This window comes from uncultured Arenimonas sp. (assembly GCF_963976025.1).
Lineage (GTDB): Bacteria > Pseudomonadota > Gammaproteobacteria > Xanthomonadales > Xanthomonadaceae > Arenimonas.
This window is the reverse complement of the sequence record NZ_CAXBJS010000067.1, coordinates 1-14014: the sequence shown is the minus strand read 5'-3', so window position 1 is coordinate 14014 and position 14014 is coordinate 1. Positions and strand designations below refer to the sequence as shown.

The following is a 14014-nucleotide window of genomic DNA, read 5'->3' as shown; positions in this document are numbered from 1 at the left end:
CCACCACCACGACTACGCGGCGCGTAATCCGGGGCAGCCGTACATCCAGTATGTGTCGATGCCGAAGGTGGAGAAGCTGGTGCGGTATTTCCCGGCTATTTCATCGTCGGCATGACGAATTCGGGGTCGCGCACGCCGGTGGGCCAGCGCGCGGTGATCGTCTTGAGCCGCGTGTAGAAGCGCACACCGTCGGGGCCGTGCATGTGCAGCGGGCCGAACAGGCTGCGTTTCCAGCCGCCGAAACTGTGGAAGGCCATCGGCACCGGGATCGGCACGTTGATGCCGACCATGCCGGCCTGCACCCGGTGCGCGAACTGGCGGGCGGCGTCGCCGTCGCGGGTGAACACGGTGGTGCCGTTGCCGTATTCGTGCTCGTTGACCAGCGCCAGCGCGGCCTCGAAGTCCGGCACCCGCAGCACGCACAGCACTGGCCCGAAGATCTCCTCGCGGTAGATGCGCATGTCCGGCGTCACATCGTCGAACAGGCAACCGCCCAGGAAAAAGCCGTCCGGCGCGCCCTCGACCTTCAGGCCGCGGCCGTCCACCACCAGCCTGGCGCCTTCGGCGACGCCGGCGTCCACGTAGCCGCGCACCTTGTCGCGATGGGCGGCGGTGACCAGCGGGCCCATGTCCGGTTCGCCCTGGTGGCCCGGGCCGACGCGCAGGCCTTCGACCATGGGTTTGAGGCGGGAGATCAGTGCGTCGGCGGTGGCGTCACCCACGCACACCGCCACCGAGATCGCCATGCAGCGTTCGCCGGCCGAACCGTAGGCGGCGCCAAGCAGGGCGGCCGCGGCCTGGTCGAGGTCGGCGTCGGGCAGCAGCACCATGTGGTTCTTGGCGCCGCCCAGGGCCTGCACGCGTTTGCCCTTGGCGCTGCCGCGGGAATAGATGTACTCGGCGATCGGCGTCGAGCCGACGAAGCTGACCGCCTGCACGCGCGGGTCGTCGAGCAGGGCGTCGACGGCGGTCTTGTCACCGTGCACGACGTTGAAGACGCCGTCGGGCAGGCCGGCTTCCTTCAGCAGCCGCGCCAGGATCATCGGCGCCGTCGGGTCCCGTTCGCTGGGCTTGAGCACGAAGCTGTTGCCGCAGGCCAGGGCCACCGGGAACATCCACATCGGCACCATGCACGGGAAGTTGAACGGCGTGATGCCGGCGACCACGCCCAGCGGCGAGTACTCGGACCAGGAATCGACGTCGCGGCCGACGTCCATGGAATGTTCGCCCTTGAGCAGCTGCGGTGCGCCACAGGCGAACTCGACCACTTCGATGCCGCGGGTCACTTCGCCGCGGGCGTCGGCCAGCACCTTGCCGTGTTCGGCGGTGATGGCGGCGGCCAGTTCACCCGCGTGTTCTTCGAGCAGGGCCTTGTAGCGAAACAGGATCCGCGCCCGGGCCAGCGGCGGCGTGGCCGCCCAGGCCGGAAACGCCACCTGCGCGGCGGCGACCGCGGCCGACACCTCGTCGGCCGAGGCCAGGGCCACTTGCGCCTGCACGGCGCCGGTGGCCGGGTCGAACACCTCGCCCCAGCGCCCCGACGTTCCATCCCGCGGCTGGCCGTGGATGAAGTGCGGGATGCGGCGAGGGTCGGCCATGGCTCAGCCCTTCAGGGCCGTGGCGGCCGGCACGTAGTCGTAGCCCAGGTCGCGGGCGACGGCTTCGTAGGTGATCTTGCCGGCGTGCACGTTCAGGCCGTTGAGCAGGTGCTCGTCGTCGAGCATCGCCTGCACGCCCTTGTTCGCCAGCTTCACCGCGTAGGGCAGGGTGGCGTTGGTGAGCGCGAAGGTCGAGGTGCGGGCGACGCCGCCGGGCATGTTGGCGACGCAGTAGTGGATGATGCCGTCCACTTCGTAGGTCGGGTTCTGGTGGGTGGTCGCCTTGGAGGTTTCGAAGCAGCCGCCCTGGTCGATGGCCACGTCCACCAGCACCGAACCGGGGCGCATCAGCGCCAGCTGCTTGCGGGTGATGAGCTTGGGCGCGGCGGCGCCCGGGATCAGCACGGCGCCGATCACCAGGTCGGTGAAGGGCAGCAGGTATTCCACCGTGTCGACGGTGGAATAAAGCGTGGTCATGCGGTCGCCGTAGAGCTCGTCGATGTACTTGAGGCGGTCGAGCGAGCGGTCGAGGATGGTGACGCGGGCGTTCATGCCCATGGCCATGCGCGCGGCGTTGAGGCCGACGACGCCGCCGCCCAGCACCACCACGTTCGCGGGCTTCACGCCCGGCACGCCGCCCAGCAGCACGCCGGCGCCGCCCTGGGCCTTTTCAAGCGCATGCGCGCCGGCCTGGATGGACATGCGGCCGGCCACTTCCGACATCGGCGCCAGCAGCGGCAGGCCGCCCTTGCGGTCGGTGACGGTTTCGTAAGCAATCGCGGTGCAGCCCGACTTCACCAGGGCCGCGGTCTGGTCCGGGTCCGGGGCCAGGTGCAGGTAGGTGTAGAGGATCTGGCCCGGGCGCAGCATGGCGCACTCGACGGGCTGCGGTTCCTTGACCTTGATGATCATCTCGGCCTTGGCGAAGATCGCCGCCGCGCTGTCGACGATGCTGGCGCCGGCGGCTTCGTACATCTCGTCGGTGAGGCCGATGGCCTTGCCACCGTCGCGCTGCACCATCACCTGGTGGCCGTGGGAGCACAGTTCGCGCACGCCGGCCGGGGTCAGGCCGATGCGGTATTCGTGGTTCTTGATTTCCTTGGGGACGCCGATAAGCATGAAACTGCCCTCCCGGGGCGGGTCGGAACGGGTGGAGGAATGGTCCGCCGGTCAGGCGGTGGCGCGTATGGTAGCCGCCAGCCGGTCGAAAATCCGGTCTATGTGTTCCTTGTTCAGGATCAGGGGCGGGGAAAGGGCGATTACGTCGCCGGTGCAGCGCACCATCAGGTTCTGCTCGAAGAAGGCCCGGTTGAAGACCTCGTAGCCCCGCTGGCCCACGCCCTCCGGCCTGGCGGCCAGCTCCACCGCGCCCACCAGGCCGACGTTGCGGATGTCGATGACGTTGGGCAGGCCCTTGAGGGCATGGATGGCCTGTTCCCAGTAAGGCGCCATTTCGATGGCCCGCTGGAACAGGCCCTCCTGCTGGTAGACGTCCAGGGTCGCCAGCGCCGCGGCGCAGGCCAGCGGGTGGCCGGAATAGGTGTAGCCGTGGAACAGCTCGATGGCGCCTTCCGGGCCGTGCATGAAGGCGTCGTGGATGGCCGAGGTGGCGAACACCGCGCCCATCGGCACCGAGCCGTTGGTCAGGCCCTTGGCGGTGGTGATCAGGTCCGGCACCACGCCGAAACGCTGGGCGGCGAAGGCCTCGCCGACGCGGCCGAATCCGGTGATGACCTCGTCGAAGATCAGCAGGATGCCGTGTTTCGTGCAGATCTCGCGGATGCGCTTGAGGTAACCCTCCGGCGGCAGCACCACGCCGGCGCTGCCCGACACGGGTTCGATGATGACGGCGGCGATGGTGCTGGCGTCGTGCAGGGCGACGATGCGTTCGAGTTCGTCGGCCAGTTCGGCGCCGTGCGCCGGCAGGCCGCGGCTGAAGCCGTTGCGGGCGATGTCCAGGGTGTGCGGCAGGTGGTCGACGCCGGGCAGCATGGCGCCGAAGAACTTGCGGTTGCTGACCATGCCGCCGACCGAAATGCCGCCGAAGCCGACGCCGTGATAGCCCTTTTCGCGGCCGATCAGGCGGGTGCGCTGGCCTTCGCCGCGCGCGCGGTGGTAGGCCAGGGCGATCTTGAGCGCGGTGTCCACCGACTCCGAGCCGGAGTTGGTGTAGAAGACGTGCTTGAGCGGATCCGGCGCGATCGCCGCCAGGCGCTCGGCCAGTATGAAGGGCAGGGGATGGCCCATCTGGAAGGTCGGCGCGAAGTCCAGGGTCGCCGCCTGCTTCTGGATCGCCTGCACGATGTGCGGGTGCCCGTGGCCGGCGTTGACGCACCACAGGCCGGCCGTGCCGTCGAGGATTTCGCGGCCGTCTGTGCTGCGGTAATACATGCCTTCGGCGCTGGCCAGCAGGCGCGGCGTCTTCTTGAACTGGCGGTTGGCGGTGAAAGGCATCCAGAACGCGCCGGTGTGTTCGGGCGTCGCGGTCGCCTGGGCCAGCGGGTCGGCGAAGGCGGGTGTTTCGGAAGCGGACATGGCGGGGCTCGGGCAAGGGGAAAGGGCTGCCGGCAACGCTATCAGCGTTGAATAAACTTTACAAAGGGTGTCAAATATTCAGCAACTCCCGCCGCGAGGTGACCCATTGGATATCGGTATCCGGCTCCAGGCCGTGCGCAAGGGCAAGGGACTGAGCCAGCGCGAGCTGGCCAAGCGGGTGGGGGTGACCAACTCCACCATCTCGCTGATCGAACAGAACAAGGTCAGCCCGTCGATCAGTTCCCTGAAGAAGGTGCTCGACGGCATCCCGATCTCGCTGGCCGACTTTTTCACCCAGGACCTCGAGGACGCCGGCGACGGCCCCTTCTACGCCGCCGCCGAACTGCCCGACGTCGGCAACAACGACATCCACTACTTCCTGGTCGGCCATCGCCGGCGCAACCGCCAGATGTGCGTGCTGCGCGAAGTGATGCCGCCGGGCAGCGACACCGGCGAGTCCATGATCCAGCACGAAGGCGAAGAGGGCGGCGTGGTCGTCAGGGGCCAGGTTGAGATCACCGTCGGCGCCCAGCGCAAGGTGCTGGGCCCGGGCGAAGCCTATTATTTCGAGTGCCGCCAGCCGCACCGTTTCCGCAATGTCGGCAAGGATGACGCCGTGATCATCAGCGCCAGTACGCCCCCCACTTTCTAAAGGCCCGCCATGACCAACCCCAAGACCCGCGCCGACTGGGAAGCCCTCGCCAAACGCCTTGCCATCCGCAGCCAGGCTTTCGTCAACGGCCGCTACGTGGACGCCGCCGCCGGCGAAACCTTCGACTGCCTCAGCCCGGTCGATGGCCGGGTGCTGGCCCGGGTGGCCTCGTGCAAGGCCGCCGACGTCGACGATGCCGTGCGCGCCGCGCGCCGCGCCTTCGACGCCGGCGACTGGGCCAATGCCAAGCCGTCCTGGCGCAAGAAGGTGCTGGTGCGCCTGGCCGAGCGGGTGCGCGAAAACGCCGACGAACTGGCGCTGCTGGAAACCCTGGACATGGGCAAGCCCATCTCCGACGCCCTGAACGTGGACATGGCCGCCACCGCCCGCTGTTTTGCCTGGACCGGCGAGGCCATCGACAAGGTCTACGGTGAAATCGCCGCCACCGGACCCGACGAACTCGGCCTGGCCACGCGCGAACCGCTGGGCGTGGTCGCCGCCATCGTGCCCTGGAACTTCCCGCTGCTGATGGCGGCCTGGAAGCTGGCGCCGGCGCTGGCGATGGGCAATTCGGTGGTTCTGAAGCCTTCGGAGAAGTCACCGCTGACCGCGATCCGCTTCGCCGAACTGGCCATGGAGGCCGGGCTGCCGCCGGGCGTGCTGAACGTGCTGCCGGGTTTCGGCAAGGATACGGGCGAACCGCTGGCCCGGCACATGGGCGTCGACGGCCTGGTCTTCCCCGGTTCGACCGCCGTCGGCAAACACCTGCTGGTCTGCGCCGGCGAATCGAACATGAAGCGTGTGTACCTCGAGTGCGGCGGCAAAAGCCCAAACCTTGTCTTCGCCGATGCACCCGACCTCGACCGCGCCGCCAAAGCCGCGGCCAGCGGCATCTTCTACAACCAGGGCGAGGTCTGCACCGCGGCCTCGCGTCTGCTGGTGGAACGAAGCATCAAGGACGAGTTCGTGGCCCTGGTCGCCAGGCACGGCCAGGCCATGCAGCCCGGCCATCCGCTCGATCCCGGCGCGCCGATGGGTGCGATGGTCGACGAAGGCCAGACCCGGCGCGTGCTCGACTACATCGCCAAGGGTCGCGAAGAGGGTGGCCGCGTGGTGATCGGCGGCGAACGGCTGGCCACGGTCGGCGGCGGCTGCTACCTGGCGCCAACCATCTTCGACGACGTGGCCGCCAGCCACACGATCGCCCGCGAGGAAATCTTCGGGCCGGTGCTCAGCGTGATCGCCTTCGACGACGAAGCCGAGGCGCTGGCGATCGCCAACGACAGCGAGTACGGGCTGGCCGCGGGCGTATTCACTTCCGACCTCAGCCGTGCCCATCGTGTCGCCCGCCGGCTGCGCGCCGGCAGCGTCTGGGTGAACTACTGGGACGGCGGCGACATGACCGCGCCCTTCGGCGGCTACAAGCAGTCGGGCAACGGCCGCGACAAGTCGCTGCACGCCTTCGACAAGTACACCGAGCTCAAGGCGACCTGGATCAATCTCGATCCCTGAACCAGCCGGGCGCGGCTTGATGCGGGTCAAGCCGCGCCGGAGCCCGCGGGGGCATGCTGGAATTCCTTGGAGCAACCGCAGGATCCGCAAGCATGCGAGTGAGCACCGCGCCCTTCCTGACTGCCCTGGCGGTGGTGTCGGCCGCCGCCCTGCTGCCCGCGCTGCCTGCCGCGACCTGGCCGACGACGGCGGCGCTGAGCCTGTTTTGTGGCGTCACCGCCCTGGTGATGATGGCGATGGCGGCGCTGCTGGGCTCGCGCTGGCGCTGGCTCGAAGACCTGTTCGGCGGCCTGGACCGCGTTTACGAAGTGCACAAGTGGCTGGGTGTCTGGGCGCTGGTGCTGGCGTCGGTGCACCTGGTGTTCAAGGCCGGGATGCCGGCCTGGGACGTGGCCGCGATCCTGCCGCTGCCGCCTTACTGGACGCGCCTGGTGCGCCAGCTCAGCTATGTCGCGCTGGTGCTGATCGTGCTGCTGGCGCTCAACCGCAAGATTCCCTACGGCCAGTGGCGCTGGTGGCACAAGCTGTCCGGGCCGCTGTTCGTGGTCGTGGTGCTGCACTGGCTCAGCTTCAAGTCGCCGATCGCCCTGGCATCGCCGGCAGGCGTCTGGCTGGCGCTGTGCGCGGGCCTGGGCCTGGCGGGCGCGGCCTACAAACTGCTGCTGTATCCGTTCCTGTCCGGTCACGCTGAATACCGGCTGGTCCGGGTCGAGCCCGGCGTGTCCTCGGTGCGTCTGGAACTGGTGCCGGTTGGCCGCGGCATCGGGTTCGAGGCGGGGCAGTTTGCGTTCCTGCGTTTCCTGCACCCCGGGCTGCGCGAACCGCATCCGTTCACGATTGCCAGTGCCAGCGGCGGCGAGCCGGTGCAGTTCGTGGTGCGGGCGCTGGGTGATTACACGCAGCGCCTGGTCGCCGGCGCGGAGCCAGGCATGCGGGCCGAGGTTTATGCGCCCTTTGGCCGCTTCAGCCGCCCGGAGAACGGCGGTTTCGAAGTCTGGATCGGCGGTGGCGTCGGCCTGTCGCCCTTCATCGCCTGGCTGCAGGATCCGGCGCGCCAGGACCTGGCCAAGGTCACTGTGTTCAATTTCCAGACGCCGGGGCGTGGTTTCCCCGGCGTGGATGAGATCGCGGCCGACGCCCGCCGGCGCAGCGCCGATTGGGTGGAGGTGGCTGACGGTCCGCAGTCGGCGGTGTTCGAAGAACGATTCGCCTGGCTGGTGGGGCAGGTCGGTGCCGACAAGCTGTCGGTCAGCTTCTGCGGACCCGGTGGCCTGCTGGCGATCGTGCGCGCCGCGATGGCGCGCCACGGCGTGCCGGAGTCGCGCCTGCGCTACGAGAAGTTCGAGTTCCGTTGAGCCGGCGTCAGGCGGTTCCGGACCACGGCCGGAATCGCCCCCCGCTCGCGTTCCTAGATGAACCGGGACCAGGGCGGGGGAGAGTGTCATGCAAAGACGTCGTTTCATGCAGACCGCTTTGGGCGCCGCGGCCGTTGCCGCGCTGCCTTCGTCCGCGGCGATGGCGCAGGCGGTGCGGACGCTGGCACAGGTCGGCGGATCCGTCGATGCCGTGAGTCGCAGCGGCCGCCAGCTCACCCTGGAACAGGCTGCGCTGGAGGAACTGCGCGACAGCCTGCAGGGACGATTGTTGCTGCCGGGCCACGAGGGTTACGAACAGGCCCGGCGCGTGCTCAACCCGAGCATCGACAAACACCCCGCGCTGGTGGTGCAACCCACCGGCGCCGCCGACGTCATGCGCGCCGTGGATTTCGCCCGCGAGCGTGAATTGCTGGTGGCGGTGAAGTGCGGTGGACACAGCTACGGCGGCAAGTCCACCTGCGACGGCGGCCTGCAGATCGACCTCTCCACGCTGCGCGGCGTCCACGTCGATGCCGGCGCCCGCCGGGCCCACGTCGCCGGCGGTAGTCTGCTGGCTTCGCTCGACCACGAGGCAATGGCACAGGGCCTGGTCACCACCGCCGGCACCGTGTCGCATACCGGCGTGGGCGGCCTGACCCTGGGCGGCGGCTTCGGCCGCCTGGCGCGGCGTTTTGGCCTGGCGCTGGACAACGTGACCGCGGTCGACGTCGTTACCGCCGACGGCAAGCTGGTGCACGCCAGCGCGGACCAAAACCCGGACCTGTTCTGGGGCGTGCGCGGCGGCGGCGGAAACTTCGGCGTGGTCACCCGCTTCGAGTTCCAGCTGCACCCCATGGCCCGAGCCATCGTCGGCGGCGAACTGGTCTTCCCGCTGTCGCAGCTACGGGACGTGGTGCGCTTCTACGCGGACTATGCACGGCAGGCACCGGACGACCTGTACCTGGATCTCTTCGCACGTTCACCGGTCGGCAGTCCGGACGGCATCGTGGCGCTGCACGCCTGCTATTCCGGCCCGGAAGCGCAGGCCGAAAAGGTGCTCGCGCCGCTGTACAAGGCCGGCACGCCGGTGGAGGACGGCATCAGGCGACGCGACTACGTCGCCATCCAGCGCTCGCACGACGACCTCGATCCGCGCAACAACGCCGAGTACCTGAAATCGGGGTTCATCAATGAATTTCCCGAGGCCCTGGTCGATGTCATCGCCGAAAATTTCGAAGGTTTCGTCGAGCGCGGCACGATGCTGTTGTTCCAGCACTCCGGCGCTGCGATCGGTCGCGTGCCGGTCGACGCGACGGCGTTCGCGCAGCGCAAGTCCATCGCCAACATGCTGTTCTTCGTCGAGTGGCCGCTGGCGGAGTCGCCGGACCAGCACGTTGCCTACATCCGGGAGCAATGGACGCGGTTCGAGCCTTTCACCGACGGCTGGTATGCGAACGAGGTGGACAAGGAATCCGCCCACGCGGTCGATCGCAACTACCAGGGCAACCACGCCCGCCTGGTCCAGGTGAAGAACCGCTACGACCCGGGCAACCTTTTCCGGCTCAACGCCAACGTCCTGCCGACGACTTGAGCAAGGCAGGGGCTGCCTGGCGCTGCGCGCTCACCACAGCGCGTCGCGCAGCTTAAACCAGGCCATCGCGGCCACCAGCAGCGGCGTGCGCAGGGCACGGCCGCCGGGGAAAGGCCGGTGGGGGATGCGGGCAAAGGCATCCAGTCGTCCGGCCTGGCCACGGATCGCCTCGGCGATGACCTGGCCGGCCAGTCCGGTGGCCGCCACGCCATGGCCGCTGAAGCCTTGCGCGAAATACACGTTGTCGCCCAGCCGGCCCCAGTGCGGGGCGCGATTGAGGCTGATGTCGATCAGTCCACCCCATACCTGCTCGAAACCGACGTCGGCCAGCTGCGGGAACACCCGCCGCATGCGCCGGGTCATCACCCCGGCCAGGCCCGGCGGCGGCAGGGTGGAATAACTGGCGCGGCCGCCGAACAACAGCCGGTGGTCGCTGCTGAGCCGGAAATAGTCGAGTGCCCAGTTGGTGTCGGCCACGGCCATGTCGTTGCGGATCAGCTCGCGCGCGCGCTGCGCGCCCAGCGGCGTGGTCGCGCCGATGTAGGTGCCCACCGGCATCACCCGGGCGTCGAGTTCGGGCGCGATGCCGTGCACCAGCGCATTGCCGGCCAGCACGACGAAACCGGCCTGCACTTCGCCGGCGTCCGTGCGCAGGACGGGGCGGGCGCCGCGCACCAGCGACGTCACGGGCGAATGTTCGAAGATGCGCACGCCTGCCGCCACGGCGGCGCGGGCCAGGCCCAGCGTGTAGTTGAGCGGATGCAGGTGCCCGGAGCAGGGGTCGTAGAGCGCGCCGATGTAGCGCGGGCTCGACACCACCGCCTGCACCTGGTCACGTTCCCACCACTGCAGCGGGTAGCCGTAGTTTTCGGCCAGGTCCGCCTGCCAGGCCTTGAGTTCGCCAACGTGGCGGGGCTTGATCGCCACGTGCGCATGGCCGTCGCGCCAGTGGGCGTCGATCCTGTGTTCAAGGATCCGGCGGCGCACCAGGTCGACGGCATCCACCGACCACTGGAACAGCTGCCTGGAAGTCTCCATGCCCAGCAGTCCGGCGATCTTCGCCTGGTCGCAGCCATAGCCGAAGATCACCTGGCCGCCGTTGCGTCCGCTGGCGCCCCAGCCGACGCGCCGGCCCTCGAGCACGACGACGTCCAGCCCCGCTTCGGCCAGCTCCAGCGCCGCCGACAGGCCGGTCAGGCCGGCGCCGAGAACGACGACATCGGCGCTGATGCGCTCTTCCAGCCGCGGATGGGCGGGCGAGGGCGTCGCGCCCGTCGCGTACCAGGAATCGGCGTGCGCCGACGGTTCGCGCAGGCTCATGTCAGACCTGGCGCAGGTACCAGTCCACTTCCAGCGTGGTCACTTCGCGGTGGAAGCTGCGCAGTTCCTTGAGCTTCTGCTGGCCGTAGATGTGCCGGAAGCTTTCGCCGAAGTGGCGGGCGACGAAGTCGCTGGCCAGGAAATCGCGCAGGGTGTCGCGCCAGAACAGCTCGCGGTGTTCGCCCTGTTCGTAGGCATTGCCCACCGTCGGCGGGCCCGGGTCGCCCTTGTCGCGCAGGCCCTGCAGCATGCCGGCCAGCACCGCGGCGGTGACCAGGTAGGGATTGGCGTCGGCGCCGGCGATGCGGTGTTCGATGCGCACGTTGGCAGGGTCGGAATGCGGCACGCGCATGGCGACGGTGCGGTTGTTGAAACCCCAGGCGTCGTTGAGCGGCACGAAGGCATTTAGCACGAAGCGGCGGTAACTGTTGGCGTGCGGCGCGAACACCAGCATGCAGTCGGCGCTGGCGCGCTGCAGGCCGGCGATGGCGTGCCGCAGCGGGTCGGACGGGGCGTCGGGCGTGCAGGCGAAGATGTTCCTGCCGTCCTTGTCGAGCAGGCTGACGTGGATATGCGCGCCGCTGCCGGCCTGGTCGGCGAAGGGTTTTGCCATGAAGCTGGCCATCAGGCCGCGTTTGGCCGCGATGGCCTTGATCGCACGCTTGAGCATCAGCGCGTCGTCACAAGCCCGCAGCGCATCGGCGCGGTGGCGCAGGTTGATCTCGAACTGCCCCGGGGCGTATTCGGCCACCGCGGTGTCGGCCGGGATGCCCTGGGCCTGGCAGGCGGCGCTGACTTCATCGGTGAATCCGCGGTAGTCGTCCAGGTCCTGGATGTAATAGACCTGCGTGCTGTGGTTGCGTTCGCCGGTGGCCGGATTGCGGGCGACCTGGGGCCGGCCCTGGGCGTCCAGCGCGGCGTCGAGCAGGTAGAACTCCAGCTCGACCGCCACCACCGGCGTCAGGTCCAGTTCGCGGAAGCCGTCCAGTACGCGCCGCAGCACCTCCCGCGGATTGGCATGGAACAGGCCGCCCTGGCCGTCTTCCATCTGCAGCAGCAGCTGCGCCGAGGGGCGCTCGTGCCAGGGCACCGGGCGCAGGCTGCCGGGCACCGGCCGGCACAGGCGGTCTTCGTCGCCGATGTCGTAGCCCAGGCCGGTTTCCTCGACGGTATTGCCGGTGATGTCGGTGGCGATCAGCGACATCGGCAGGCAGACGCCGTCGCGGTAGACCTTTTCCAGGGTGTCGCGGGTGATGCGCTTGCCCCGGAGCAGGCCGTTCATGTCCGGCAGCAGCAGGTCCACCTGCTCGCAGTCCTGCAGCTGGGCCAGGGTGGCGGCGTCTTCGGTGGGCAGGGCAAGCTGGTTCATGGCAGGGCATCCGCGGCGGTCGCGGGAGTTTATCACCGCGGTCGCGGCTGTAAAGAATAATCATCACTTTGGCCGATGCGTTGATAAAATCAAACGCCGGGGTTAATGTCGGGCTTCCTTTCGCCGAGGCCTTTATGCGTTCGAGCCCGCTGGTCGGCCTGCCTTCCGATCGCAAGCAGATCGGGCCCCATCCCTTCCATGCGGTGGGCGAAAAGTACATCCGGGCCGTGGTCGACGGCGCCGGCTGCCTGCCGGTCCTGCTGCCTTCGCTGTCGCCCCCGCTCGAACTGGCCAGCCTGCTCGACGAACTCGACGGCCTGGTGCTGACCGGCGCCCACAGCAATATCGAACCGCATCATTACAGCCGCGAAGCCAGCTACGAAGGCAACTCGCACGATCCCGCGCGCGACATGAACACCCTGTCCCTGGTGCCGAAGGCGATCGAACGCGGCCTGCCGGTGCTGGCCCTGTGCCGCGGCATGCAGGAAGTGAACGTGGCCCTGGGCGGCACCCTGCACCAGAAGGTGCACGAACTGATCGGCTTCGCCGACCACCGCGAGAACCCCAACGACCCGCTGGGCGTGCAGTACGCGCCGGCGCACCCGGTTGAACTGGCTCCCGGCGGCTGGCTCGAACGCATCGCCGGCGCGCGCGAAGTCATGGTCAACTCCCTGCACGGGCAGGGCATCCGCGACCTTGCGCCCGGCCTGGTGGTCGAAGCCACCGCGCCGGACGGACTGGTCGAAGCCGTGCGCCTGGACCGCGGCAATCCCGATGTCCCCGATCCCTTCCTGCTGGCGGTGCAGTGGCATCCGGAGTGGCGCGTCACCGAGAATCCGTTTTACCTGGGCATCTTCCAGGCATTCGCCGCCGCTTGCCGGCACCGTTCGCAAAAAAGGCACTGAGCCCCATGGCCAGGAAAAAACCGAGTCCCCAGGAAGAACAGGCGCAGCAGGAAAGCGCCATCAAGCGCTGGCTCAAGGAGCGCCGCATCACCGAGGTCGAGTGCCTGGTGCCCGACATCACCGGCAACGCCCGCGGCAAGATCATCCCGGCCGCCAAGTTTTCCCACGATTACGGCACGCGCCTGCCCGAGGGCATCTTCGCCACCACGGTCACCGGCGACTACCCGGACGAATACGACGACCTGGTCAGCCCCTCGGATTCGGACATGGTGCTGCGGCCCGACCCCGACACCATCCGCATGGTGCCCTGGGCGACCGACCCGACCGCGCAGGTGATCCACGACTGCTTCACCAAGGACGGACGCCCGCACGAACTGGCGCCGCGCAACGTGCTGCGCCGGGTGCTGGCCCTGTACGAAGCCATCGGCCTGCAGCCGGTGATCGCGCCCGAGCTGGAGTTTTACCTGGTCCAGCGCAATACCGACCCCGACTTCCCGCTGTTGCCGCCGGCCGGCCGCAACGGCCGCCCGGAAACGGCGCGGCAGTCGTATTCGATCGATGCGGTGAACGAGTTCGACCCCATCCTCGACCTGATGTACGACTACTGCGAGGCCATGGACCTGGACGTCGACACCCTGGTGCACGAGTCCGGCGCGGCCCAGCTGGAAGTGAACTTCGTGCACCTCGACCCACTCTCGCGCGCCGACCAGGTGTTCCTGTTCAAGCGCACCATGCGCGAGGCGGCGATGCGCCACGGCGTGTACGCCACCTTCCTGGCCAAGCCGATGGAAAACGAGCCGGGCAGCTCGATGCACATCCACCAGAGCCTGCACAGCGTCAAGACCGGCAAGAACGTCTTTTCGGCCGGCAAATCCGGCGCGCACACCGAAGTGTTCCTCAACTACATGGGCGGCCTGCAGAAATATGTGCCGGCGGCCATGGCGTTTTTCGGCCCGAACGTGAACTCCTACCGGCGCCTGGCCTTCGGCGAGGTCTCGCCCAAGAACGTGCAGTGGGGTTACGACAACCGCACCTGCGGCCTGCGCGTACCGCTGGACACCCCGGAAAACGCCCGCGTCGAAAGCCGCTTCGCCGGTTCCGACGTCAATCCCTACCTGGCCCTGGCCGCGACCCTGGCCTGCGGCTACCTGGGCATCCAGGAAAAGCTGCAGCCCAC

The 14014-nt window shown here is 68.6% G+C and carries 11 protein-coding genes; 6 read left to right on the top strand and 5 right to left on the bottom strand.

The window, feature by feature from the left end; translation table 11 throughout:
• Positions 1–95 precede the first annotated feature (95 nt).
• The 3 genes from AACZ35_RS07130 to AACZ35_RS07120 are packed head-to-tail and all read right to left on the bottom strand — an operon-like array spanning position 96 to position 4133.
• Entirely contained in the window at positions 96–1598 is a 1503-nt protein-coding gene (locus AACZ35_RS07130) for a CoA-acylating methylmalonate-semialdehyde dehydrogenase (RefSeq protein ID WP_339827633.1), read from the bottom strand.
• Between the two features lie 3 nt (positions 1599–1601).
• Positions 1602–2717, bottom strand: a complete 1116-nt coding sequence (ald, locus tag AACZ35_RS07125; RefSeq protein WP_339827630.1) for an alanine dehydrogenase — start codon at positions 2715–2717, stop codon at positions 1602–1604.
• A gap of 51 nt (positions 2718–2768) precedes the next feature.
• Positions 2769–4133: an aspartate aminotransferase family protein gene (locus tag AACZ35_RS07120; RefSeq protein WP_339827627.1), complete on the bottom strand. Its 1365-nt coding sequence runs from the start codon at positions 4131–4133 to the stop codon at positions 2769–2771.
• Between the two features lie 106 nt (positions 4134–4239).
• Here AACZ35_RS07120 and AACZ35_RS07115 point away from each other — a divergent pair, with 106 nt between their 5' ends.
• The 4 genes from AACZ35_RS07115 to AACZ35_RS07100 all read left to right on the top strand — a co-directional run bounded on the left by AACZ35_RS07115 (position 4240) and on the right by AACZ35_RS07100 (position 9243).
• The gene (locus AACZ35_RS07115) at positions 4240–4785 is read left to right on the top strand and encodes a cupin domain-containing protein (protein ID WP_339827624.1); all 546 of its coding nucleotides are present in this window, start codon (positions 4240–4242) and stop codon (positions 4783–4785) included.
• 9 nt (positions 4786–4794) lie between these two features.
• Complete coding sequence (locus AACZ35_RS07110) at positions 4795–6297, top strand: aldehyde dehydrogenase (RefSeq protein ID WP_339827621.1); 1503 nt, start codon at positions 4795–4797, stop codon at positions 6295–6297.
• A 92-nt stretch (positions 6298–6389) separates the two neighbouring features.
• Positions 6390–7652, top strand: coding sequence for a ferredoxin reductase family protein (locus tag AACZ35_RS07105; protein WP_339827618.1), 1263 nt, complete (start codon positions 6390–6392; stop codon positions 7650–7652).
• An 88-nt stretch (positions 7653–7740) separates the two neighbouring features.
• Entirely contained in the window at positions 7741–9243 is a 1503-nt protein-coding gene (locus tag AACZ35_RS07100) for an FAD-binding protein (protein ID WP_339827615.1), read from the top strand.
• 30 nt (positions 9244–9273) lie between these two features.
• Here the strand turns inward: AACZ35_RS07100 and AACZ35_RS07095 are convergent, their stop codons facing one another.
• Together AACZ35_RS07095 and AACZ35_RS07090 are read right to left on the bottom strand one after the other, a co-directional pair.
• Positions 9274–10563, bottom strand: coding sequence for an FAD-binding oxidoreductase (locus AACZ35_RS07095; protein WP_339827612.1), 1290 nt, complete (start codon positions 10561–10563; stop codon positions 9274–9276).
• 1 nt (position 10564) lies between these two features.
• Complete coding sequence (locus AACZ35_RS07090; RefSeq protein ID WP_339827609.1) at positions 10565–11932, bottom strand: glutamine synthetase family protein; 1368 nt, start codon at positions 11930–11932, stop codon at positions 10565–10567.
• 134 nt (positions 11933–12066) lie between these two features.
• Here AACZ35_RS07090 and AACZ35_RS07085 point away from each other — a divergent pair, with 134 nt between their 5' ends.
• Positions 12067–12837: a gamma-glutamyl-gamma-aminobutyrate hydrolase family protein gene (locus tag AACZ35_RS07085; protein ID WP_339827606.1), complete on the top strand. Its 771-nt coding sequence runs from the start codon at positions 12067–12069 to the stop codon at positions 12835–12837.
• Between the two features lie 5 nt (positions 12838–12842).
• Positions 12843–14014: glutamine synthetase family protein (locus AACZ35_RS07080; protein ID WP_339827603.1), on the top strand; the 1172-nt coding region annotated here is incomplete at its 3' end.